We start from the raw sequence: 25,189 nt of genomic DNA on the forward strand, positions 1-25,189 counted from the left end.
CTAAAGAATAATTAAAAATTCAGCTTATAATCTGTTCAGGCCACTTTTTAAGGCAACTATTTTTTTCTGACCCCATCTTCAAAACATCCATTGTCTCAAGCGTGTAAATAAATTCGTTAAATTTGGACATCAAATTCTATACAACAACATTTGCAATATGACATATCAGGATAAACTACGCGAAATACGTAAACAAATGAAGGCCGATAATGTACAGGCCTATATCATCCCATCTGCTGATCCTCATATCAGTGAATACCTGCCAAAACACTATAAATGTATCCCATTTACTTCAGGGTTTACCGGCTCTGCAGGCACATTAGTAATTACACATGATTTTGCTGGTCTCTGGACTGATTTCAGATATTTTGAACAAGGAGCTGCACAATTAGCAGACAGTGGTTTTGAACTGGTCAAACAAAAAGTTCAGCATGCACCAGAATATATACAGTGGTTAAATGAAAAATTGGATAAAGGTGCTATAGTGGCGACCAATGAGAAGTTACTTTCTGTTTTATTAGGCGATCTGCTTACCCAGCAATTATCTACCAGAGGTATTCAATTAGTCAGCAAAGATTATTTAAGCCCGATCTGGGAAAACCGTCCGGCATTACCCGTTGATCCAGCATTTTTAATTGCGGATGAACACATTGGACAAGCTGTAAGCAGCAAGCTAACGCAAGTAAGGGCTGCATTACTTAAACATCAGGCAGACCATCACCTGGTTTCTTCACTGGATGATATTGCCTGGTTATTCAATATCAGAGGTAAAGATGTAAACTTTAATCCTGTGGTGCTGGCCTTCGCACTGATTAATCAGGACCATGCTACTTTATTCATTAATCCCGATAAACTAACAGCAGAAGAAAAAGTGACCTTACTGAAAAGCGGAGTTGAAGTTCTTCCTTACGAAGAAATTGAACGTGCCCTGACTCAGCTTCCAATAAACACCTCCATATTTATAGATCCAAAACGTAACTGCTATGCTTATGCGAAGCTGGTACCTTCTGCTGTAAAGATTATTAAGGAAACCAACCCTTCTACCAATCTGAAAGCTGTTAAGAACGAAACTGAAATTAAGAATACCCGTGAAGCTATGCTTAAAGACGGTGTTGCCATCACCAGGTTTTTAAAATGGGTAGAAGAAACTATTGGAAAAACCAAAATTACAGAACTTTCTGCAGCTGCGCAGCTCCGCCAGTACAGAGCGGCACAAGAAGGATTTATCGGAGATAGTTTTACAACGATCAGTGCCTTCAGAGCCCATGGTGCTTTACCGCATTACTCACCTTCGGCTGAATGCGATGCAGAAGTAATTCCTGAAAGTCTGTTCCTGGTAGATTCAGGAGGTCAGTATTTTTATGGTACGACAGATATTACCCGTACTATCCCAATGGGTATTACCACCGAACAGGAAGAAACAGATTATACACTTGTGCTGAAAGGTATGATTGATGGCTGTAAAGCAAAATTCCCTAAAGGAACCTGCGGATACCAGATCGATGCGATCACCAGAAAACCATTATGGGATTACACAATCAATTATGGGCATGGAACAGGCCATGGCGTAGGCTATTTCCTGAATGTACATGAAGGCCCGCAAGTCTTTAACCCAACCAATACTCCTGTCTCTATAGAACTGGGTATGATCACCTCTATTGAACCAGGAGTGTATCGTCCCGGAAGACATGGTATCCGTATTGAAAACCTCGTACAAACGATTGCGATTGAAGTGAATGAGTTTAACGAGTTTTATGGTTTTGAAACATTAACTATTGCTCCAATCAATACGACCATTGTGAAAAAAGAATTGCTGGACCAATCACAGATCGACTGGCTGAACAGTTATCATGCAGAAGTTTTTGAAAAACTAAGTCCAAGACTAAGTCAGGAAGAAAACGACTGGCTGAAAGAAGCTACTAAAGCTATATAAATAAAAAGCGGTACTCTTGTTTTGCAATGCCCCCAAGAAGTTAGACACTTTCTGGGGGCATTGAATTTTAACAAGAGCACCGAATTTCTTTTTAAGCGTAAGTCTTAAGCAAGCTGCCAGCTATAAGCAGCACCAACTAAAGCTGCATCTTCCCACATGATGCTTTGTTTTAAAGCGACATGCTGATCTTGAAGATGCTTTTTTACTTCTGGAATAAAATAATCCCATGTCTTGGCTATATTTCCGCCGATCACAATAACATCAGGCTTCTCTTCAGCAATAAAATCATTCAGGAAACTTGCCAGATTCTGGCCAAACTCCTCAAATATCTGATCCTTGATTCCCTGTTCATCAGATTCAAGCAGAGATTCTACATTTTTAATATCTTTTCCGGTTAACTCTTTATAACGCTTTGAAAACCACCTTGTAGAAATATACTCTTCAGCAATACTGTCCTTGAATGGAATAAATGCACGGTCCGAGTCTACAGTTTTACCCTGACAATTACTTGCAGAACCTAATCCGGTTCCAAGTGTAATTCCCAACGCACGTTTCTCTCCTGCCACTGCTCCTGAGGCCAATTCACCATGCAAAAACGATTCAGCATCATTTCTGAAAAGAATATGACTAGCTGGGATATTTAATTTTTCAGCTAAAATTTCTAAAACATTTAACCCATATAATGAGTCATATTTTTTAGTTCCTTTCATCAGGGAGATTCCTTTTTCATAATCGAAAGGTCCGGGCATCGCAATGCCAACATAGGTGGTTTCTTCACCCTGATTTTCGATCAGTGGCAATAAAGCATCAACCCAAGACTTAATGATTACATCAGCACCTTCCATAGAAGCTACGCGTTCTCTGATCAGAGAACTCTTAATTACTTTCAAATCAGCAGCACCTACGTGTGCTGCTGTAATATGAGAGCCTCCAATATCTACCCCTATATAAGGTAGTTTAGGCAAATTATAATTCATGTTTCTGGTTAAGATTGTTTTAAATTTATTTGATCATTTTTAGCAAATAAGCACCATATCCACTCTTAACAAGTGGGGTTGCTATTTTGCGTAGTTGCTCAGCATCAATAAAGCCCATTCTGTAAGCTACTTCTTCAATACATCCGATTTTTAAACCCTGACGTTCTTCAATAACCTGTACAAACTGTCCGGCCTGCATTAAGGAAGCAAAAGTACCTGTATCCAGCCATGCTGTTCCACGGCTCAATACACCAACTTTTAAGTTTCCTTGTTCAAGATACACTTTATTTACATCGGTAATTTCATATTCACCACGTGGAGAAGGCTTAATATTTTTCGCGATTTCTACCACACTGTTATCATAGAAATACAGTCCTGGAACTGCATAATCAGATTTCGGTGCTACAGGTTTCTCTTCAATAGATATTGCTTTTTTATCGTCATCAAATTCCACTACTCCGTACCGTTCAGGGTCTGATACACGGTAGGCAAAAACGACACCACCATCAGGATCAGAACTTGCTTGTAATAGCTTAGTCATACCGTCACCATAGAAAATGTTATCGCCTAAAACAAGCGCAACTTTATCCGTTCCAATAAAGTCAGCTCCAATTACAAAAGCCTGGGCAAGACCATTAGGTTCATGCTGAACAGCATAAGAAAATTTACAGCCTAAACTGCTACCGTCTCCCAGAAGCTTTTCAAAATTAGGAAGGTCATGAGGGGTAGAAATAATCAGTATTTCTTTGATTCCAGCCAGCATTAATGTCGACAATGGATAATAAATCATTGGTTTATCGTAAACAGGCATCATTTGTTTACTCATGACCAGAGTTAAGGGATGCAACCTGGTGCCGCTCCCCCCTGCTAAAATTATTCCTTTCAAAATTTTATATTTTTATGATTATAGATTTGAAGATACACTATTTTCTAATTCCTCATACCAGTCAGCGCCATATTTTCTGATCAGCGGGCCTTTTAAAAAGGTATAGACTGGTACTTTAAGCTCCCTTCCAAATGCACAGGCATCAGAACAGATATGCCATCTGTCATAATTAAGCACATCAAATTCCGGATATTGTGTAATCCGGATAGGATACAAATGACAGGAGATTGGTTTTTGCCAATCCACGATTCCCTGTTCGTGTGCTTTCTCAATTGCACATTTAGTAATTCCATTCTCAAAAGTAACATAAGCGCACTCCTTATTACCATCAACACATGGTGTAGTCAGGTCACCATCTGCATCTACTACAGAGGTACCGTATTCTTCAATTGCTGCGATCCCTTTTGGCGCAAGCATATGTTTTATCTTAGGATAAATCTCCGCAAGAATAGCTGTTTCAGCTACTTCTAAAGGCGCTCCTGCATCTCCCTCCACACAACAGATACCTTTACACTTATTCAGATTACACACAAAATTTTCGCGTATAACATCTTCGTGTATCAGGGTATTTTGTATTTCTATCATTTTTATCAGAATATATTTGCTTTTCAGCGGTTATGAAGCTATCATGATTTCATGTTCATTCGTTTTGTAATTTGAAAATCATGATGATTTCTTATTTTTCTTTAGCCAGCGGATATTTCAGTCCGTCAGCCGATTTAATTTCCATAGTGACTGCACCCACGATAATCTCTACCTGAGCCTTTACAGGCACCCTGTTGCCATCATCAGTGATCCAAAGATACAAAGCGCTATCTTTTCTAAAGATCCTGCCCGGATCAATAGACGGGCTGAATTTCAGACAACGTATATTTCCCAGTTTACTTTTTACAACTTCTTTTCCAACATACTTAATTTCCAGCTGATGAATGCCATCACCCAGAAAATAGTTCAGCTTAAACTTCTCTCCTGTCTTTAGTTTGGAAATATCCAGACTGCGGGCAAAATAATAAGCAGAAACCAGATCAAAGGTCTGATTTGTTGGTGCAGTAAAGGTACCCTTATTAGAAACCACCTTTTTGGCTTCCTGCGTAAACCTCGCCTTGTCTTTTCTGGTATAACTTGCCTCTTTAATGTCCTCCTGATAAAAATACGGAGTCAGTTTCGTCTTGTCTATATAAGAATCGTAATGATCCCTGATTTTATAAAAGATATCAAAGGTGCCCGAAGTTTTCGCATCGACAACCAGTTTATAAGTCTCATTATCCTCAAATTTGAGGTCAGAATTCATGACTTTAATCGTAGCCTCGGCAGCTGTGATAAAGCCATATTTCAATTTATAAGATAAAACTTCACCCGCCTGAAAGATAGGTTCCTTCTTTAACGGTAATTCCTGAGCTTCAGCATCGGCGATGGTAATCAAAAATACAAACAGCAAAAACAATTTTCTCATACCTGATCTAAACAAAAACTCCTCCAAAAAACTAATCCTTTCGTTTAAAGATAGGCACTGTAGAACAAGGTTCACCATACATAATACTTTTTACCACCGGAGTTAACAAAGAAGTGATCTCTACATAAGCAGATACCGGAATATCAATATCCGCACATCCCTTCACTACAACCCTCGCATCCTGGTATACAGAAAGGTCAACTTTGGCTAAGGCCTTACTGAATAAAACAGCCTCCAGGGTATCTAAACCACCAAAAACGACTTCATTTGCAAAAGGCTTCAACTTATTGGCCAATAACATATAAGCCCAGGTTGGCACAATAGCATCTGCACTGCAGATCACAGCTACATTTTTTCCTGTGTAAGATGCCCAGTCATGAATTTTAATAAATTCTCTGAAATCCTTTTCTCTAAGCATCAGACCGTGGAACAGGTTTTCTTTAATATCATAGACTACCCTTTCTCCCTGATCGTAGTAAAGCTCCAGATTAAATGTAACTAAACCACTGGCAGCAACCTTATTGACTATATTTTCCTGAATATCCATTTTCGCTTAAAATAAAAAAACCGGAAGTGATGTACTTCCGGTTTCAAAATTACGTAAAATAAGATTAATAGAATTTCACTCTATTGTCTTTTATGTCACTTTTATCTTGCAATGCCTGGAATGCTGCTCCTAATGACTTCTGAGCAATAACCTGACGCATAGTTTCTTTTTGTTTGTAAGTATTTCCAATTGGTGCCGGGTTAGTAAATCCATTTACTGTAAATACATATACGCCATGCTCACCATCAATTGGCTTAGATACTTTACCTGGTGCTGAACCAAATACACTACCAATCAGCTTATTTTCCTGTGCTGCACCCGGTACAATAGGGTTAGAGAAAACAATGTTAGAAACAGGTGTAACTGTTTTACCAACTTTCTGAGCTACCTGAGCCAGACTGCCAGCACCTTTAGCTGCATTGTTTAATTTTTCCGTTAGCATCTTTGCTTTAACAGCATTGATCACCATTGGCTCAATGTCCTTTTTAACAGCATCAAGAGGCAGAATACCTTTTGCTTTAATGTCAGTTACGTGTGCTACAACGAAAGCATTATCCATTTGATAAACTTCTGTTAACACGTCACCTTTTTTAGCTGCAAAACCATCACGGATCAACTGACGAGGATTATCTAATCCTGGCGCATAACCCTGACTTCCTGTAATTCTATCCGCAACTGCTACTGTATAACCTAATTTCTTAGCTTCAGCACTAAAGTTATCACCTTTAGCTATATTCAGGAAGTTAGATGCTTTTTTATAAGCCTGATCCTTAGTTTTGCTGCTTGGTGTAAGGTTTTTCTCAATATAAGCCAGCTTAGCTACTTTAGAAGAACCAATTTGTTTTTCAATTTTAATTAAGTGTACACCAAATTGTGAGCGTACTACCTTAAGCTCACCAACCTGACCATTAAATGCTGCATTCTCAAATTCAGGCACCATTTGACCTCTGGAGAAAGTACCCAGTTCACCACCTTTATCTTTCGAGCCGTCTACACTGTAAGTTTTAGCCAATTCAGCGAAACTCGCTCCTTTTTGAATCAGGTTTTTTAAAGAGTCAGCCATTTTCTCTGCCTTATCCACACCACCTAATTTGGTTGCGTCTAAAAGAATATGACTTGCTTTAACTGAATCCGGAGAAAAACGAGTATCGATAACTTTAACCAATTTGTAAGAATTTCCACTGAACACTGGTCCGTAGAAACTTCCTGCTGGTAAAGCAAATACTGCTGAATCAATTTTAGGGTCTAATTTACCTTTGTTGATATACGCATATGGAACTTTTACATCAGAATTAACTGCTGCAAATAAAGAATCACTTTTCGAAGCTTTGAAATCCGCAGCTAATTTTTCTATCTGGCCTTTAACGGCAGCAGAATCTTCTTTAGTTGGATTAACACTGAAAGAAACATATTCAAATGAACGGGTCTCAGTTGGGTTATCAAATCTCTTTTTATTGTTGTTGTAGTAATCTGAATAATCAGACTCCGAAGGCTTAACTGATGCATCAGGAATACTTGCATAATCCAGGCTTACATAGTTGAAATTAGCAAGTTTATTTCTGTTTTGATATTCATCGTTAGCTTCAATAGAAGTTACGTAAACAGAGTTTTTAATTAAGTTAGCATATTTCTGTTGTAAAGCTTGTTTTTCAACTTCAGCTTCCAATAAATCCCATTGTTGTTTCAACTGAGGATTTGAGGCTTGTTGTTTCAATGAATTGATTACCGCAGCACGGTCAACCTGACCAGTTTGAGGATTACCAAAATATTGAACGATCAGCGGGCTGGGATTTTTACCCTGGTATAAATCGAACAATTCTTCGCTGGAAATACCTAAACCTAAACGGTGATATTCTTTAGCCAGCAATAAAGTAGCTAATTCACCATTCCATGCATTGTCAACAGCCATAGCTGTCATTTGAGGATTAGCACTACCACCGTACTGCTGTTTGAACTGTTGTAAATTCTGATCTACTTTAGGACCGAATTCATCGATGTTGATTTCCTCACCATCTACTGACCCAACAACTTTTTGAGATGCTGCCCAGAAAGGCTTTCCTACGTTAATTGCATCACCGACTAAAAATGCAACAATTGCAAAACCGATGGCGCCCACTAAGATAATGCCCATGCGATTCCGCAAAAATGTCATAAAACCCATAATATCTATTATTTATATTTCTAAAGAGGGCGCAAGATACAACTTTTGCTAAAAAAAGAAAACAATTTAATGTTTTTGAATATGAGCAAATTTAAATTTGATTCAATAAAGTTTTTACAGCAGAGAAAATGCACAAAAACCCACACAGGCAAGTCAGACCGGCCGGTGCAGGTTTTTATCCTTTTAACTGAAATACTATAGGGTTAAACCCACACGAACAAAGAAACGCCTTCCATTTCCGCCCATTTGCACTGCATCAAATGGCCCCGCAGGTTCATTGTTATAAGCATATCCTTTTGCTCCTTTAATATAACCCAGATCAGGATGTACATTAAATATATTATCCGAACCCAGTGTAATACGAGCAATCTTATTCAATTTACAAGAGAAATAAAGATCACTTACCACTTTTCCGCTGTAATTGTACAGATCTGGCAACTGACCGGACCCGTTATCTGCAGGTACCGTAGGATAAATAGTTGATCCATCGCCATAACCATAGATATTAACTTTCCCGAAATAAGTAAAGCGCAAACCCGCAGTGAAATCTTTGTGTCCAAATTCCGGGTTTAAAGAGAATTTAGCTGCCGGGGCAGAAGCCAGGATAAACTTCTTCTCCCTTGAACTCAGGAAAGTCTCTTGTAAAGTCTCCGTTTTCCCCAGAATGGGCGGATAATTGACCTTATCAATGGTCATATGCTGAAAGTTGCCTGTAAACAACATACGGTAACGGTTATCTCCTATAGTTTTATTGTAATCCAGGACTACATCTAAACCACGGTTAGTAGTGTTCACCGCATTGGCGAAGAATTGCGCCGAGCCTACATGCAATGCTTTCAGTGCATTGGTAAATGATGGATCCAGTGAAGTATCATCTGCACTAAACTGACCCGATAATACGACGCGGTCAGTCACCTTAATGATATACCCATCTACAGTAACACTGAATTCAGGAACCGGTTTAAAGGTAAATCCAAGTCCTGCGTTTTTAGATTTTTCCTGTTTCAGGTTAGGAATACCTGCTGCCTGTGTGATCGGACTATAGTTAGGTGCAATTTTAACTTCAGAAATTATAGCGCCCTGAACGTTCGTAAAGGTAGAACTATAGTTAATCTGTTGTAAAGACGGTGCACGGAAACCTGTACCTACCGAACCACGGATATTGAAATTATCCGTCAGCTTGTAACGGGTAGCAAATTTAGTACTGAAATTATAACCAAAGTCATTGTAATGCTCCAGCCTGTTGGCGAAATCGATCAGCCATTTTTTAGTAATATCAACCTCGAAATCCACGAAGCCACCGAATACTTTACGGTTTGCATTGACAGCGTCACCAGGTTGAAAACCCGGAAAGCCTTGCGAACCTGCTGCTTTTACCCCATTTGGATCATAGTTTTTATAAGAAGCTTCCTCTCCCGAAAAGATTTTGTAGCGTTCGTAGCGGTATTCTGCACCAAAACCCAGGTTAAACCCGGAAAGTACTTTATCAAAGTGTTTACTAAAATTCAGATTGGTTGTATTTTGTAAGAAAGCCGATCCTCCATCGTCAAAATGTGTCTTATCAGCCCCTAATGACGCATTAAACGTTTTTTCACCATAAAAATGAAAATTATTACTTCCCGTATTATTACTCAGATCCCAATCCCAGGCATCTCCAAAACTCCCTTTCAGACCACCTGCAAATGAGAGATCAGTATTGTGTGTCTCAATCAGCGGATTATAATAAGAATCCCCGTTTGGTGTATTAAAAATCACCCCGTCTACCGGAATCAACGCACCGCTGCCCGTTGTTGGAAAACGATCCGGTCTGGCCAGAAAGTTTCTTGAAAATGCATAAGCATCAGATCCTTTATAGCTATATCCGCCAAAACTGTAAAAGGTAGTTTTGGCACTTAACGGGATTTCGTTGTTAAAAAAGATAGTCCCATTCTCAGACGAACCGTCTCCGTTAGCACGTCTGGCTGTATTTACAGGTAATGCTTTTGGATCTGACGTAGTGGTATCATGCACCTGTCTGTATGTTTTTCCACTTTTCGAGTAATCTGCGGTAATATTCAGGAAACCCTCTTTTCCTATTTTAAAGCCATAGTTTGCATCTACATTAACTGCATTTCCATCAATTGATCCACCATGCGGATATTGGTTGGCTACTACACTTTTTTTACTGTTAAATGCAGGATCATAGTATCCAGAATAACCCACATTGATATTAAACTGGTTCACTGTTTTCTTTAAAACAATATTGATTACCCCTGCTATCGCATCAGAGCCGTATTGTGCAGACGCACCATCTCTTAAAATCTCTACCCGGTCAATTGAGGCTGTGGGTATTGTACTCAGATCTACACCAGAGTTCCCCCTTCCACGTGTCCCGAATACAGAAACAAAAGCAGTAGAGTGACGGCGTTTACCGTTAATCAATACTAGGGTTTGATCAGGCCCTAAACCCCTTAAAGTACCTAGTTCCACATGATCCGCCCCATCAGAACCAGACTGTTTATTATAATTAAAAGAAGGTGCTGCATAGTTTAAGATATCTGTAAGTTCCATACGTCCAGTTGTAGCCGCAGATTTGCTGACATTGACAATATCCACAGGAACCGCCGTTTCCAACTTTACGCGGCCCGCAGAACGCGTACCGATCAATACGACCTCATTTAACTGGGCAGTATTACTCTCTAAAGTTATATCAATTTTTGTGTTGGTTCCTACAGTCGCTGTTATTGCAGTATAACCGGTATAGCTGAAAATCAGCTGGTCTGCCGGCCCTGCCAGGATAGAAAATTGTCCATTTTGGTTGGTGCTTGTGCTTAGTGTAGTGCCCTTAACGCGGATAGATACACCAGGGATAATTTCTTTATTGGCTCCATCAATAACGGTTCCGGTGATTGCTTTTTTTTGCGCCATTACCATCCCTGTACATAGGAATAGCAATGCGACAACAATTAATAACTGTTTTTTCATAGGTCTTGGTTGATAGGTTTTGATTGAGGTAATATTTTTATTACATTAATATACACTATTTTTCACCTACAACACTAAAAACCAACATTTTACCTTAAAAAAATGGAATTCCTCAGCAGAATTCCATTTTTCAATTTTTAATGGCAAAACCTGAATATTTTTAGCCTTAAAAACAAATACCCCCAGGAAATTCCTGAGGGTATTCAATTAAAATCATTAAAATGATCTTAATTTTATAATAAAAGCATCTGAGATTTAGAATTTATCCCAGAATAGCTTAGTTGTAACTAAATCACCACCAATTGCAGCAGCAGCAGCAGCATAGTTAGTACCATTTAACTGTTGCTCATTGCCCGGATAAGTAAATCTTGTTGGAAAAGTAGACCTCGCACTCACTGGAGCTGTAATTTTAGGAAAATCAAGTCTTCTCATTTCAGTCCAGCCATTGAAAGGACGGTCATATAAAGCGATCCATTTTTGTGTTCCGATTTTTTCTTTCCAGGTACCTGTAGCTGTTGCATAAGCTACAGCTGGCTGAGCTAAATAAGTTGCAGCATCTGCAACTGTACCACCCCAATAGATAATTGATGCAGTTATTGCATTATTATAGTGAGTTTCAGCACTACCAGATACAGCAAATCCCCTTTCAACTGCCTCAGCTCTGAAAAACTCAGTTTCTACATAATCCATCACTAAAGTTGGAGCATCAGCTGCATAAACTTTTGGAGCAGGAAGAGAGAAAAGTGAAATTGTATTGTTAGCACCAACTTTTCCACCTACATAAGTACCAGCAGCAGTTTTAGCAAAATATTGAGATAAACGAGGGTCAGCAAGTGTCGTAAGTTTATTTACTAGATCTTCAGCAGCGACATAGTCACCACGGCCTCCAGTAACGATATCAACAAACAATGGGTTCTGACTTGGTGCACCTGCTAAATATTGAAAAGAACTATTATCAGCAGCAGCAGAAATTGCGCCTGCATCTGAAGCCTCTATCGCAGCTTTAGCTGTAGCAGCGTCTACATCAGCAAGGATCATTCCTTGTTGCATACGCAATGTATTAGCATATTTTATCCATTTCGCAATAGAACCTTTGTTAATAAGATCCTCTGAAGTCGAAAACCCAGGACTTGTTGTTTTTAATTGACTAATATCATTATTTAACCGTTTTATCAGATCAAGCGAAATAGTTTTGGCATCATCATATTTAGGAAATAAATTAGCCGGATTAAGCGCTTCAGTATACGGCACATTACCAAATGTATTCACAAGCGTACTAAACGTAGTAACCTGCATAATATCAAGTATAGCTAATTTATTAGCTTTTTCATCTGGTGTTATTGTAGCGTCAGCACTAATTATTTGTGCAGAATTACTTAGGTTTTGTAGCACATCTCTATACATTGATCTAAACCAGAATAAAGGAATAGTCCTTGTAGTAAAATCATATCTTGCTTCATCTTGATACGTGGTCATTGCCCAATGACTAACCGTAAATCTAAATACGTTAACATTTACACTTGCACTGGTCATTGCATCTACATAAGATTTAGTTGCAAAAGCAAATAAACTACCCGCAGGTACAGTTGCCGGATTCTTCGTTTCGGTATTTAAGGTGGTGATATCTTTTTTGCAGGCCGCTAAACTGAGTACGCCAATAAAAAATATAATTAGTTTTTTCATCTGAATAGAATTTAATTTTAGAATGATAATTTGGCATTGAATCCAATAACTCTTGTAGTAGGATAAGCACCACTTTGGAAGCCTTGAGCATTACCTGAAGATAAATTCTCTTCTGGATCTGCATATGGAAGATTTTTATGAATAATCCATAAGTTTCTTCCAAAAACAGAAAGATCTACACCTTTAACCGGTCCCCACTTTGCAATAAGCGATTTTGGTAAACTATAAGTCACAGTCGCTTCTCTTAACTTCACATAACCCGCGTCATAAATAAATTCTGATTGCGGATATCTGCCGTTATTTGCATCAATAATTACACGTTTCGTATTTGGCTTACCATCAGCTGTTACACCAGGTAAAATAACGCCCCCGCTTTTATTATCATTAGTAACAGGATTTCTAACTGGGTTGCCCAAATCATTATTACCAACAGTGTTAGGCAATATACCTGTATAAGTAGCATAGAACTGATCCAATGACCATAAATCACCACCTTTTTTAATATCAATTAAAAAGCCTAAAGTGATGCTTTTGTATCTGAATTTATTATAAATACCACCCATCCAGTCCGGGTTAATATTTCCAATTACATTATTAGTTGAACTTGTCGTTTGATAATAACCATCAGCACCAATAACTTTTTGACCCTGAGCATCATAAACATAAGTTTTACCTTGGATTGTTCCGAAAGCCTGACCTAATGTTCCATTTACACTAATACCGGCATTATAACTTGCAATCTGTACGTTTTTACTGTCATTATATAATTCCTTAACTAAATTCCGGTTTCTGGTCCAGTTTACGTTAATAGTCCAGTTAAAATCATCTGTCTTGATTGGAGTACCATATACAGAAAGTTCAACTCCTTTATTTTGGATAACACCAGCATTAACATAAGTATTAGAAAAACCAACTGATGGAGAAACTGAAACAGGAAGGATTTGATTTTTAGTATTAGTTATATAATACGAAGCATCAAAACCAAGGCGGTTTTTCAAGAAAGCCATTTCCAAACCAAATTCAGTACTTTCTGTTTGCTCAGGCTTCAGCTTACTATTATTAGTTGTAATTGGATATGAAGTTACAATTGTACTCCCAAATTGATTTTCTATTTTGTAAGAATTTTGTGTACTGCCCCATGGCGCGTCATTACCTACTGTAGCATAGTTAACTCTTAATTTACCTGAAGACAACCAATCTTGTTGTATATGTTTAGAAAATAACCAGCTACCAGCAATAGAGTAATAATTATAAGCATTATTACCTGCAGGTAAAGTTGAAGATTTATCTCTTCTGAATGTACCGTCAAAAGTTAAAAATTCCTTATAACCAAGTGTAACACCACCAAAATAACCGTCAACTTGTTTAGGCTGATAAGTTTCAATAGGAGCAGCCAGAGTTCCAACAGAATTCGATATACTGTATAAACCTGGTACAATTAAACCACCATTAGTCGTATTAAAAATACTTGTTACTTTACTTGTTCTGATGTTAGTACCTAAAAGTGCTTTAAAGTTCAAATCTTTCGAAATGTTTTTATCAACATTCGCGATTAAATCATAGTTTGTCTCATTAAAAGTACGATCCTGACGCGAATAAGCTGCAGCACCCTGACTACCTACAGCAATACGTTCTTCCTGATTTTCATTGTAGGCATCTAAAGTTACTCTTCCCATCACATTCAACCAATCGTTAACTTTGTAATTTAACGCTGCATTTCCGAAAATCCTGGTTCTGGTATCGGTTTCAAAATTCTCATATCTTGTCCAGTAATAATTATCAGTGTATTTTGCAACTAAGCCCTCTGGAGTTGATGGGTCTGCCCAGTTCCAGGTTATATTCTTTTTATTTCTGAAGTATGCATCTTTTTGAGCCTGCATATCTACGTTAGTTTGATACCATTGTCTGAAATTCTGATTCACGTTTTGACCACTGTATCCTGAACCATATCTTCCCTTACCGTCGATTTTCGAGAAATTCGCAGAAGCAGAAGCAGTTAAACGATCAGTAATCTTATAAGTAGAACCAAAGTTCACGATGTTTTTTAGCACTCTACTGTTAGGTAAAGTACCTCTCTCATCATTTCTGCTATAACCAAGTTTGATACTTCCTTTATCTGTTGCTCCATCTAACATTATACTGTTGCTGTTAGAAATAGCAGTTTGATAGAATGACGCAGGACCATTAGCCGCTGCAACCCATGGAGTTTTTTTATGAAAATTAGGAGAAGCAGGATCAAAAGCATCCCATTGATAAACTAATAAATTAGGATCAAACTTTGCTCCATAAGAAGCATCTTCACTTGTTGGTACAACTTTTTCTTTTACTCCGTTACCTAATACATCAATTAAAAGGAAACCATCACCACTTTCGTATCCACTTGAGTAACCAGCTCCGTATTCTTTCTGATAGGTAGGGAATGTAGATTTATCAATAGATCCAATAGATAAACCACTATTAATCGTGATACCCATACCACCTTGTTTTCTGCTTTTTGTTGTAATCATTACAACCCCATTTGCACCCCTTGAACCATACAATGCACTTGCAGCAGCTCCTTTTAGTACGTTCACTGATTCAATATCATCAGGATTGATATCCGCAGCAGCGTTACCATAGTCATATCCGCCTCTTCCTGTTTTTTGATCGGCAGTGTTGTTGTTTGAGTTATCAACAGGTACACCATCTACTACAAATAGAGCCTGGTTGTTACTTGTTAATGATTTATTACCCCTGATAACCACATTGGTAGACCCACCAATTGCGTTACCTTGAATAATTTGTAGACCAGATACTTTTCCAGACAATGCTGAAGCCGCATTTGCCGTTCTTGTTTGGGTTAATTCATCTCCTTTAACCTGTTGTGCTGCATAAGGCAAAGAGTTTTTAGTTCTTAACTGTCCCATAGCTGTTACCACAACTTCATTCAGTTGCTGGTTGTCCGCTACTAAAGACACATTGATTGCATTTGCGCCTGCAGTAACCTCTTTAGGTAAATAACCGATAAAAGAGAAGACTAATACTGCATTGCTGCCTGCACGAATCGTAAATTTTCCATTTCCAGATGTGCTGGTTGCAATTTGTGTCCCTTTGATTTTCACACTTACGCCCGGAAGGGGAAGGCCATCTTCCTGAGCCGTAACTGTACCACTGATTGTCCGCTCCTGAGCCATTGCAGATACCGCAAAGAACAAAAGCACGAACAAACTTTGTAGAAGTTTTTTCATAATTTCAAATAATTTAGTTAGTTAATTGTTAATAATGGTTAATGAGTGGTTGATACTCATACTGGTTGATAATCACTAAATATAGGGTTTGAAAATGATGTAAAAAACTTTTTTTTACATTTTTTGACAATTTAAATCGTTTATTCAAAAAATATTGTAGCCAAAAGTATAGGCAAATTGCTATTTTGGTTATTAACTAACGATTAATATTACAGTGCATTATTTTTTACCTAAAAAGTGCTAAAACGATATTAAAAGCGGCATTTTTCCCAATATTTGAAAGGTTTAATCAGCCATTTTTTTTGTCGCAGGAATTCATAACAATATAGTTACAGACTAAGCTTGAAAAGCTCAGTAGAGAATCATTTTCGGAAGGACAGGAGGTTATTGCCCGAGGTCGCCCTTAACATAAGTTTCACCTGACCCTTGTTCAAAGGCAACAGAACTGAAATCTTCAGGCGCAGTAAAGTTTATGGCATTTAAAACCGTACCATCTGGACGGGTAACTATCCCTTTTGGAGAGAAATACATCTTTTTTTGTTGATTCCAGGTTAGCTCTTCTGTGTTAAAAGTCAGATCATCACGGACAACAACAACATTTTTCTTAAATATCGTTACCTGTTCGGTTTCTTTTCTAATCGCATAATCAGAAGTAATAGTTCCTGTAATGGTTTGTTTCGGATCGAAGAAGGTAATTTTCACCCCTTTCGGCATCTCCTGGTATTTACTGCCTGAAGATGGATTTACCTGATCCAGAATGGGTGCAAACCCTTTGGCTTTAACAACGGCAGAATCGCTGAAAACGATTTCTACCTTTAAAGACCGGTCCTTACTGAGTATAAGTTTTTTGGAGGATATTGTAGCCGCTTTTTTTAAGTCATCCCCATTGCAGGAACTTAAAAAAAGCGGGACAAAGCACAGTATAACTATACGGGATAATATACCGGCAGTATTCATTAGTCGAATTTAAATCTTTTGAACCAGGTATCATTCAGCGTGAAGCCCAAATGAACACTGATATAGTTTTCCTGAAGCGTACCGCTTTGCATCGTTCCTCTGCGGCCCAGCTCAGTTGTGAAATTCATTTTATAGAATGTACCCCTGGTTTGAGAGTTTGCCAACGGCAACCCAAGACCAAATGATATTGCCATTTGTTTCACATCCTGATCAGATATATTAATATAAGTCTTATCATAACTAAAGCCTAAACGATAGTCAACTCTTTTGAAATAACTATTGATTGAAGTAATATCAGGTGTAATCTGGCCACCAACAGATATGCCCTGACTGTTTTGTAAACCCTGGTTCACACCATTAATAGCATAAGAAGACCATTTACCGGTTCTGAAATCCGCACCAATCAGCCATTTGTTATCTTTTTGCAGTGCAATTCCGAAGTTATGGATCAAAGGAAGTTTCAGATTAGATTTTCCGCTTCCTATAGAATCCACAGTTTCTACAGTTACATTACCTTCTCCTGTATTGCCATCATACAAATATTTGCTGGCCATAAAGGTTCTTGTAGAATTGATTGTAGAAGCAGATGAACCTGAATAACCAAAAGTCAATAACATTTTAGAGGTTAAACGGACATCATACTGCGCACCATAAGAGAAACTGATACCCCCGATGCTATTCTTGTTTTGCAAACGGGTTGCAAAAGCGCTTGGATCATTTACGAATTCCACTCCTCTGTTTTCAATCAGGTTACCAAAAAGATATTCCATATTGGCACCAATTCTAAAGTGATCACCAAAACGGTAACCATAACCAATATAGGCTTTTGATAGTCCGCCCTCACCAGAATAAACATTATTTACATCAGCAGTTGAAGGGTTTCCAGGAGTACCTGTAACAGTTTGTCTGTTAGAGAAATTGTAGCCCAGTTCTGAATAAGGCAGAATACCAAAACTTAATGCAGAGTGCTGATTAACCGGAAAAGCCAAAGCAAGATGACTTAACGTACCATTGAAACTGTTTTCGGCTGCACCATCCTTTTTCAGATTGGTAAAAGTACCTGCAACACCAACATCAATAGTTGTCGAAGTGATTCCGGCATAAGACGCTGGATTCTGAATGTTGATATTGTTATATCCGGTAGGTTTATTCACCGCTGTCGAAATTCCGCCCATCGCCCTGAACTGAGGGAGTAAGACACCTTTAAGGTTTCCGATTCCATATTTAGAATATGGCGACTGGGTAGTAACCTGTGCGTTAACAGAAATGCTGGCTAGCAGAACTAAAACTGCAGTTATATAATTAATTTTTTTGTACATATTCAAATGCAATGACTTCATTTAATCCTTTTAATACTAAATAGGGATCGTGTATAATTTGAGGTGCAAAGATGCTGTTTTTTAATTGTTCCAGCAAAAAAGTAGCATCCCCTCCAGTTATAACTACCTTCAGTTCTTTATTATTTTTATTATTTAATGCTATAAATCCTTCAACTTCGTTGATTACACCCTGCAGGACGCCATTTATAATGGCAGTTTCCGTATCAGTACCCTGAGGAATAATTTGTAATTCCCTGTCCCACTTTACTAATGGCAGCTTGCCAGTGTAGTGATTCAAAGCAAGAAACCTCATATTCAGGCCCAAACTAATGCTTCCACCATAATAAGCTCCCTCCTTGTTTAAAAAATCATAGGTAATACAGGTCCCTGCATCTATAACTAAACAATCTTGCTGAGGATAAGCATGATGAACGGCAATTATTTTTGCCCATCTGTCTTGTCCGAGAGTGGATATTGTTTTATAATAATTATTTATGCCAGTATTCAAATTGGTAGAAAACGGCATATAATTGGTTTGCGCCTCCAAAATGGCTAAAAGTGCAGCATCAGCTTTTTTCACACTGGAAACAGTAGAATTAGCAACCTTATACTCAGCGATTAATATCGTCAGTACCTGCTGATCAAAATGCTCAAGGATTTGAAAAAATACCAGCACTTTATCGTTAAAAACAGCTATTTTACTGTTAGTATTGCCGATATCTATTACGAGATTATGCATTTACCAATCCACACTTCATGTTACAAAGCTATTAATCTTTACCAAGTTTCAAGCCGTCAAATTGTTAAAAAAAGTTAAACAAACAAAAAGAACTGTATCGTTAAGACCAAAATAACGAACAAGCTTTCATAAAACCATCGTTTTGTTGCATTCGAAAAATAGTAAGCCAGCAAAACTGCGCCCGGTGGCACACAGAGTAGAAAATGGTATAGTTTAAAGTTCGACTTCGTATAGACACTTAAAATTGCGATTAAAAACATAAAAAACAGCATTTGAAAGGCCTTCCTGGTACTGATAAAACTCCTGAAGAAATTCTCCCGCAATTGTATAGTGGCTAATACCATCGTGATTCCTACAGGAACCAGCACCAGGTAATCATTATACCTGATTTTAAACATCGACGGGAATTTATTTTTTAAAGGGAGCCATATTTTATAAAACATCCCCAGATTGTCGTTCCAGTAATAGAACACAGCCAGAAAGAAGATAATAGCCAGAAAGCCTACCAATCCCGAAACCCATTCTCTCCAGTTAAATGAGCGATATAGCAATAAACTTAGCCAGATGAGCAAAAGCATCATGACAAACGGAAAATAGATCAGCGTACCTACTGCAATAAAAAGCCCGATATCAAACATAATCATGATGGCATTGGGCGATTTACCAATTTTCAACAATTTATCCATGATCAGGATCAACATGAAATTGGAAATCAGTACCGGGCTGAGAATAAGAAAAGGATCAAATAAACTGGCTCCCGTAATATAGAGTAAAGCTGGCAGGAAACTTGGTTTAGCCAGTAAAGTATGGTTATTAACGATCCTGTTAAAGATGATCGCCTGGATAAAAACCAAAATACCAGCCAGCAGAATGTTGGTAATCACCGAAAAATTATCCCCTATAGGAATTTGAATCAAAAACTTGGCATACGGCTCCATAAACTCAAAATTCAACCGCACTGGTGGATTGATCAAAATCGAGATCCGCATAAAAAAAGTATATGCGAACAGCAGGAGTATATTAATAGGGTTTAACGTTTTGAATTGATTGATCATGCCGTAAATAGAAGGGCAAAGTAAAGAAATTTATCTGGCAAACTGGCTGACAACTTTTTCAATCACATCAGCAGTCTCATCAGGAAAATTAAATTGATGCATTTGCGGCTGAAGCACCCATTTTTGAATTATAGGCAGCCAATTTTTATTAGACCCCCAAATTACTGGCAAGCCCATTTCCTGCAGAGCATAAGCATTACATTGTTGCTCGTATTGAAATTTCATGGGCACAACCAGAAGTTTTTTACCCAGGAATAAAGCTTCAGCCGGCCCCTCAAAACCACCACCAGTGAATAAGCCTTCGCAGCTTGCCATGCTCAGATTAAACTGTTCATTATTGACAGGACGGACATACACGTTCCCGGCAGTAAAACTTGTTTTTGTATGTTTAGAGAAAACCTGCCATTGCACATGGGGAATTTGTTGTAAAATTGGCACCAGCATTTCATCAGCTATTGCAGGCAGGTATACTGTATAATGCCCCAGGTTGCTGGTCTGAAGATTTCTGATCTCCGAACGAATAACTGGGGTATGGATAAAATCGTCGTATTCTTTGAAGTGGAAACCTACGTAATGTGTAGATGGTGCATAATATTTCATTACCAACTGAGCCCAGTCAATACTTTTAGGCTTTGGAACTTTCTTCGATTGAAAAGATGCCTGATGACTTAAACCTACACTCTCTACTCCCTTTAATTTACATGCCCAGGCTGTAACAGGTTCAAAATCATTTAAAATAAGATCGTAATTTTTGAGTGGTAGCTGACGCATGTCCTTTACGAACCGTGGAAGATTCATTGATTTCCAGGTTTCGTAATGGTCTACCCCACCCTTTTTACCGAAAATAAAACTAAAACCATGAAGCTGATAAGCCACTTGCTGACTCAGTTTAACATCCGCCTGTGTACCACTGATTAATAATTCTACATCGCCGTGTTGTTGTAATAAAGGCACGATTTCACGTGCGCGGCTGATATGGCCGTTTCCTGTACCTTGAATAGCATAAAGTATCTTCATCCTTGCCGAATATCTGTAATTTTATTTGCTAGACAATTTCTAATTTTATCTTTTGTAGCAACATATTGATATCCAGCTTACTATGCAAATCCTCACTATCGGAAAGAATTCCCTCTTCGACTTCGTCGGTTTGAAAGTCTTTAGCATCATATTTGAAGATGTTCCAGTTCTGATCTTTATATTCCAGTGCAGTCAGGTTTTCTACCCAGTCACCACTGTTTAAATACAATACCTGCCCATCTTCAGTAGTTACTGTCCTCATCTCGGGCTGATGAATATGGCCGCAAACTACATAGGCATAACCATTTTGCGCAGCCAGTTCGGAAGCTGTATCCTCGAATTTATTGATAAACTTAACGGCGTCTTTAAACTGTGCTTTAACTTTTTTAGAAAAACTCATTTTTTCTTTGCCAAAGAGTTTCAGTCCCCAGTTGACAAAGCTATTGATGAGAATTAAACTGTCATAACCCACTGCGCCTAATTTGGCAAGCCATTTAGAGTGCTGCATCGTCACATCGAAGATATCGCCATGGAAAAACCATGCTTTTTTTCCATCGAGTTCTAAAACCAGCTTATTCTGGATATGGAAAGAGCCCAGGTGCATGTCTGCGAATTTGCGCAATAACTCATCATGATTTCCTGTCAGATAGTATACCGGTACTCCCTCAGTTACAAACTTCATCAGTTTTCTGACAACTTTCATATGTGTTTCAGGCCAGTATCTTTTACTGAATTGCCAGATATCAATGATATCTCCGTTCAGGATCAATATTTTGGGTTTGATACTTTTTAAATATTTAAGGAGTTCTTTTGCATGACAACCGTAAGTGCCCAGGTGGACATCAGAAATCACAACAATATCAACTTCTCTTTTACACATCGTCTTCATCTATGGTTAGTTCATAGGGACTGAAAAAGAAAGCTACAAGAGCGATAACACAGACAACCGTAATTATTTCTTGCATATCAGTTCAGTTTATATACACAAATATGCAAAACTCAGGTTAACAATGTGTTAAGTAAGTATTATGGTATAAATATTAGTATTTAAGAGGGTTAGAGCAAGCTGATTTTCTAGTTGGCATGAGTTCAGGTTTATAGGGGTTGTGGCTAGGTTGTGTTGTAGGTTGAACTAGCCTTGAACTAGCATTCAACTACCCTTGAAGTAGCCTGGGCTACTTCAACCCTTCTTCAACGGTTCTTCAACACTACTTCAATGTATACCACAACCCCTACAGTACCTAGCCAAAACCCCTGCAAAACCTCAATTTTTCACCTCAACAAAAAAGGGTTGCTGCATCATGCAACAACCCTTCTCATTAATCTGTTAAAAAAGTATTAACCTACCTTTTTTGTTTTTTTCTGATCTGTATAAACAGCAAACCCTAAACCTAACATCAACAGGATTGAACCTGCAAATGAGATTTTCTCTCCCATATAGTAAGAAGTAGGGTGGAAAATGAAGTCAATTTTATGATTTCCAGCAGGAAGTTGTGCAGCACGTAATGTATAATCAGCTCTGAAATAAGGCTTCTCAACATCATCAATATACATTTTCCAGCCTTTATCATAATAGATCTCAGAGAACACCGCGATTACGTCTCTTGGCGCGCTATAAGAATAAACCATGTGATCCGGATGATAACTATCTAACTTAATAGACGATGTTGGCCCGCCAATACCCGCTTTAGCCGTATCAATTAAGTTTTTATACTTAATATCTACAATAGCTTCTTTCTTAGGATCAAAACTGCTGATTGCTTTCATCTCTTCGTCAGCGTTTTTCACAAACTGAACCTGATCTACAATCCATGCGTTACCGGCCGCAGACTCATTGCGCTGCATTTTATAAGCACCAGTCTGCTGATCCTGCGTAATAATATATTTAGTATTCAGCATGTCCAGCACATCGTGGTTTACGCTTTTCGTAAACTGATGATCAACCAGTTCCTGAATACGTTTTAGCCTTGCTGAATGCGCTCCACCAACTGTTTTGTGGAAGTATGAAGCATCTGCACTGGTAAATGTCGGGATTGATGTATCAAATACTCTGAAATCAGGATCTTTATCTGCCAAAATAAAAGTATCTACATCTCTTGGCTGATAATGATTCGTCAGCGAAGATGCAGGTACAAAGTTTTGATTATTTAAATAACGGCGATCTACCTGCCACATATCGATCAGGATAAATAAAGCCAGTAAACCAAAAGCATATTCTGCTTTCATCTTTTTAGTGATGAATGCCCAGGTTAATCCAAATCCGATGGCGATAAAGATCAGAGTTCTCAAAGCATCGGCTCTTGCCAGTTCAGCCCTGTCTTGTATCAGCGCATTACCAATGGTAAGCGCAATGTTTTTATCATTATTTACTGCCTGACTCAGTGTACTCAGAAAAGCTTCATGATCAGAAGTCTTGAAACTGAAGAACAAAGTAGGCATAACGGCAATAATCAAGGCGAAGCCACCCGTTATACCAGCAGACCACGTTAGTTTTTTAACCAGGTATTTTTGGTCATATTGTCCGTCCTGAGCTTCTTTAACAGCAAGTACAGCTAATATTGGGAACAACAACCCAACTACTGCCAGAATAGATTCTACAGCTCTGAATTTGTTGTACAATGGTACATAGTCGAAGAACAGATCAGATATAAATGGCAGATTTTTACCAAATGACAAGAAAAGGAATAAGATTGTTGTCGCTAAAATCCACCATTTAATACGGTTACGTACAATAAACAAACCGAATACAAATAATAAACATACAATTGCTCCGAAATAATAAGGACCTGCAGTACCCGGTTTATCGCCCCAGTATACTGGCATCTGCGCTGCAAAACCGGCTGCTTGCTCAGGTGAAGCACCTACGGTTTCAATAGCTTTAGCTACGTTTGATTTAGCATCCAGGCGATTAGATCCGCCACCATATAAATTAGGGATCAAAAAGGTAAAAGATTCACTTACCCCCTGGCTCCACTGATAAGCATAGTCCTTTGGAAGACCACTATCTGGTTCTGCTGCATCTGCAGTCAGGTTAGATTTACCACGGATAGTCTCTTTTCCATATTCATAAGTTGTCCACAGGTTACTCGCATTAACCATTACTGAAAGCAGTACAGCCATTCCAAGAAACCCAAGCGCTTTAGAAAGTTCTTTAGTTTTATTCGCTTTAACAGCGTGGTAGATTTCTATTCCGATGTAAATTAACAGCGCCAACAGAAAATAATAAGTCATCTGGATATGGTTAGCTCTGATATTCAGGGCCAGAAAAAGTGCTGTCAAACTTGCACCCATCCAGTATTTACCCCGCATAGTCAGAATAATTCCTGCAAGGATCGGCGCAAAAAGGCCAATTGCAAGAGCCTTGTTGCTATGCCCGGCACTAATAATTATAAAATTATAAGAAGTAAATGCGAATGCGATTGCGCCTGCCGCAGCAAGCCAGGGGTTAACCTTTAATACGCAGAAAAGCAGGTAGGAACCTAAAAGATACATTAAAACTGTTCCTACAGGATTTGGTAAAACATCTGTAATCAATGCTATCCCATAAGTAGTCAGATTGAGCGGATATTGAACCCAGATCTGATAAGCAGGCATCCCACCAAACATTTCGTTCGTCCACAGTGGACCTTTTCCATCTTTGGCTTTGTACTCCATGATCTCCCGCTGCATGGCTTTAGCCTGCATGACATCGCCTTGAATCGGAACTTTTCCCTGTAAAACAGGACTAAAATAGACGAAACATAAAATTACAAAAAATGCACTGATGGCTAAGTGTATGCCATTCCTTTTTAACCAATTGTTCATTAAGGTCTGTTTATATTAAACTAACCCCAAAAATATAAAATTGATACAGATTAGGAAGGAAATATATCGATTAGCAGGATATTTTTATTTAATTTCCTCGTAATCAACGAAATCACCTAGTTTATCGGCATTTCCCTGCTTAGGCTGTGGCGGTACATAGTCAATTGACAACGAGCCCTCTGGTTTAGTAGAGTAGCGCTGTTGTTGTTGCTGCTGCTGTCCGGCATAACCTGAAGACTGTTGCTGCATTTTCCCGAAGATACTTTTGATTACCATTGGAAAAACCAGTCTCAATAAAAGACGGATAATCCAGAGTATCAGTATAGTAAAAAAAAGAAATTTAATTAATCCCATTTATTTTTTCAGTTAATCTACAAATATAGACAGAATTCAATGCTGATTATTACAAAGACTGCCTGTTTGTTATATAATAATTACAATCTGTACAGAAATGTTGCTTTGACCAG

Annotated in this window: 18 protein-coding genes; 1 reads left to right on the forward strand and 17 read right to left on the reverse strand. The window is 38.3% G+C overall.

Annotation, left to right across the window (positions count from 1 at the left end):
* Positions 1 to 157 precede the first annotated feature (157 nt).
* Positions 158 to 1,933 (forward strand): aminopeptidase P family N-terminal domain-containing protein, encoded by a 1,776-nt coding sequence (locus ABIB30_RS23695; RefSeq protein WP_354305530.1) that lies wholly within the window; start codon positions 158 to 160, stop codon positions 1,931 to 1,933.
* Positions 1,934 to 2,037: 104 nt separating this feature from the next.
* Here ABIB30_RS23695 and ABIB30_RS23700 read toward each other — a convergent pair whose 3' ends face one another.
* From ABIB30_RS23700 to ABIB30_RS23780, 17 genes are all read right to left on the reverse strand, one after another.
* Entirely contained in the window at positions 2,038 to 2,910 is an 873-nt protein-coding gene (locus ABIB30_RS23700; protein ID WP_354305531.1) for an ROK family protein, read from the reverse strand.
* Positions 2,911 to 2,935: 25 nt separating this feature from the next.
* Positions 2,936 to 3,796 (reverse strand): glucose-1-phosphate thymidylyltransferase RfbA, encoded by an 861-nt coding sequence (gene rfbA, locus ABIB30_RS23705; protein WP_068405340.1) that lies wholly within the window; start codon positions 3,794 to 3,796, stop codon positions 2,936 to 2,938.
* 18 nt (positions 3,797 to 3,814) lie between these two features.
* Positions 3,815 to 4,381, reverse strand: coding sequence for a DUF3109 family protein (locus ABIB30_RS23710; RefSeq protein ID WP_354305532.1), 567 nt, complete (start codon positions 4,379 to 4,381; stop codon positions 3,815 to 3,817).
* Between the two features lie 91 nt (positions 4,382 to 4,472).
* The gene (locus tag ABIB30_RS23715; RefSeq protein WP_354305533.1) at positions 4,473 to 5,249 is read right to left on the reverse strand and encodes a DUF3108 domain-containing protein; all 777 of its coding nucleotides are present in this window, start codon (positions 5,247 to 5,249) and stop codon (positions 4,473 to 4,475) included.
* A 31-nt stretch (positions 5,250 to 5,280) separates the two neighbouring features.
* Positions 5,281 to 5,796 (reverse strand): DUF2480 family protein, encoded by a 516-nt coding sequence (locus ABIB30_RS23720; protein ID WP_354305534.1) that lies wholly within the window; start codon positions 5,794 to 5,796, stop codon positions 5,281 to 5,283.
* A gap of 64 nt (positions 5,797 to 5,860) precedes the next feature.
* Entirely contained in the window at positions 5,861 to 7,957 is a 2,097-nt protein-coding gene (locus ABIB30_RS23725; protein WP_354305535.1) for a peptidylprolyl isomerase, read from the reverse strand.
* A 195-nt stretch (positions 7,958 to 8,152) separates the two neighbouring features.
* Complete coding sequence (locus tag ABIB30_RS23730; protein ID WP_354305536.1) at positions 8,153 to 10,921, reverse strand: TonB-dependent receptor; 2,769 nt, start codon at positions 10,919 to 10,921, stop codon at positions 8,153 to 8,155.
* A gap of 255 nt (positions 10,922 to 11,176) precedes the next feature.
* Positions 11,177 to 12,604: a SusD/RagB family nutrient-binding outer membrane lipoprotein gene (locus tag ABIB30_RS23735; RefSeq protein WP_354305537.1), complete on the reverse strand. Its 1,428-nt coding sequence runs from the start codon at positions 12,602 to 12,604 to the stop codon at positions 11,177 to 11,179.
* 17 nt (positions 12,605 to 12,621) lie between these two features.
* Positions 12,622 to 15,831, reverse strand: a complete 3,210-nt coding sequence (locus tag ABIB30_RS23740) for a SusC/RagA family TonB-linked outer membrane protein (protein ID WP_354305538.1) — start codon at positions 15,829 to 15,831, stop codon at positions 12,622 to 12,624.
* A gap of 384 nt (positions 15,832 to 16,215) precedes the next feature.
* Positions 16,216 to 16,788, reverse strand: a complete 573-nt coding sequence (locus ABIB30_RS23745; protein ID WP_354305539.1) for a hypothetical protein — start codon at positions 16,786 to 16,788, stop codon at positions 16,216 to 16,218.
* Entirely contained in the window at positions 16,788 to 18,107 is a 1,320-nt protein-coding gene (gene bamG / locus ABIB30_RS23750) for a BamG family beta-barrel-assembly machinery protein (RefSeq protein ID WP_354305540.1), read from the reverse strand. Before bamG ends, ABIB30_RS23745 begins: the two co-directional genes overlap by 1 nt.
* Positions 18,091 to 18,846, reverse strand: a complete 756-nt coding sequence (locus ABIB30_RS23755) for a type III pantothenate kinase (RefSeq protein WP_354305541.1) — start codon at positions 18,844 to 18,846, stop codon at positions 18,091 to 18,093. The genes bamG and ABIB30_RS23755 overlap by 17 nt, the downstream gene beginning before the upstream one ends.
* Before the next feature lie 74 nt (positions 18,847 to 18,920).
* Positions 18,921 to 19,835 (reverse strand): DUF6427 family protein, encoded by a 915-nt coding sequence (locus tag ABIB30_RS23760; RefSeq protein ID WP_354305542.1) that lies wholly within the window; start codon positions 19,833 to 19,835, stop codon positions 18,921 to 18,923.
* 96 nt (positions 19,836 to 19,931) lie between these two features.
* Positions 19,932 to 20,918 (reverse strand): glycosyltransferase family protein, encoded by a 987-nt coding sequence (locus ABIB30_RS23765; RefSeq protein WP_354305543.1) that lies wholly within the window; start codon positions 20,916 to 20,918, stop codon positions 19,932 to 19,934.
* Between the two features lie 28 nt (positions 20,919 to 20,946).
* Positions 20,947 to 21,798, reverse strand: a complete 852-nt coding sequence (locus tag ABIB30_RS23770) for a UDP-2,3-diacylglucosamine diphosphatase (RefSeq protein ID WP_111635083.1) — start codon at positions 21,796 to 21,798, stop codon at positions 20,947 to 20,949.
* Positions 21,799 to 22,256: 458 nt separating this feature from the next.
* Entirely contained in the window at positions 22,257 to 24,722 is a 2,466-nt protein-coding gene (locus ABIB30_RS23775) for a YfhO family protein (protein WP_354305544.1), read from the reverse strand.
* An 84-nt stretch (positions 24,723 to 24,806) separates the two neighbouring features.
* Positions 24,807 to 25,076 (reverse strand): DUF4834 family protein, encoded by a 270-nt coding sequence (locus ABIB30_RS23780; RefSeq protein WP_354305545.1) that lies wholly within the window; start codon positions 25,074 to 25,076, stop codon positions 24,807 to 24,809.
* Positions 25,077 to 25,189: the final 113 nt, after the last annotated feature.

Origin of the sequence: Pedobacter sp. UYP1, from assembly GCF_040547305.1 — a bacterium.
In the GTDB taxonomy this organism is placed as follows: domain Bacteria; phylum Bacteroidota; class Bacteroidia; order Sphingobacteriales; family Sphingobacteriaceae; genus Pedobacter.

Coding starts and splice junctions, on each gene's coding strand:
- ABIB30_RS23695 (WP_354305530.1), top strand. CDS start 158: ATGACATATCAGGATAAACTACGCGAAATACGTAAACAAATGAAGGCC.
- ABIB30_RS23700 (WP_354305531.1), bottom strand. CDS start 2,910: ATGAATTATAATTTGCCTAAACTACCTTATATAGGGGTAGATATTGGA.
- ABIB30_RS23710 (WP_354305532.1), bottom strand. CDS start 4,381: ATGATAGAAATACAAAATACCCTGATACACGAAGATGTTATACGCGAA.
- ABIB30_RS23715 (WP_354305533.1), bottom strand. CDS start 5,249: ATGAGAAAATTGTTTTTGCTGTTTGTATTTTTGATTACCATCGCCGAT.
- ABIB30_RS23720 (WP_354305534.1), bottom strand. CDS start 5,796: ATGGATATTCAGGAAAATATAGTCAATAAGGTTGCTGCCAGTGGTTTA.
- ABIB30_RS23725 (WP_354305535.1), bottom strand. CDS start 7,957: ATGGGTTTTATGACATTTTTGCGGAATCGCATGGGCATTATCTTAGTG.
- ABIB30_RS23730 (WP_354305536.1), bottom strand. CDS start 10,921: ATGAAAAAACAGTTATTAATTGTTGTCGCATTGCTATTCCTATGTACA.
- ABIB30_RS23735 (WP_354305537.1), bottom strand. CDS start 12,604: ATGAAAAAACTAATTATATTTTTTATTGGCGTACTCAGTTTAGCGGCC.
- ABIB30_RS23740 (WP_354305538.1), bottom strand. CDS start 15,831: ATGAAAAAACTTCTACAAAGTTTGTTCGTGCTTTTGTTCTTTGCGGTA.
- ABIB30_RS23745 (WP_354305539.1), bottom strand. CDS start 16,788: ATGAATACTGCCGGTATATTATCCCGTATAGTTATACTGTGCTTTGTC.
- bamG (WP_354305540.1), bottom strand. CDS start 18,107: ATGTACAAAAAAATTAATTATATAACTGCAGTTTTAGTTCTGCTAGCC.
- ABIB30_RS23755 (WP_354305541.1), bottom strand. CDS start 18,846: ATGCATAATCTCGTAATAGATATCGGCAATACTAACAGTAAAATAGCT.
- ABIB30_RS23760 (WP_354305542.1), bottom strand. CDS start 19,835: ATGCGGATCTCGATTTTGATCAATCCACCAGTGCGGTTGAATTTTGAG.
- ABIB30_RS23765 (WP_354305543.1), bottom strand. CDS start 20,918: ATGAAGATACTTTATGCTATTCAAGGTACAGGAAACGGCCATATCAGC.
- ABIB30_RS23770 (WP_111635083.1), bottom strand. CDS start 21,798: ATGTGTAAAAGAGAAGTTGATATTGTTGTGATTTCTGATGTCCACCTG.
- ABIB30_RS23775 (WP_354305544.1), bottom strand. CDS start 24,722: ATGAACAATTGGTTAAAAAGGAATGGCATACACTTAGCCATCAGTGCA.
- ABIB30_RS23780 (WP_354305545.1), bottom strand. CDS start 25,076: ATGGGATTAATTAAATTTCTTTTTTTTACTATACTGATACTCTGGATT.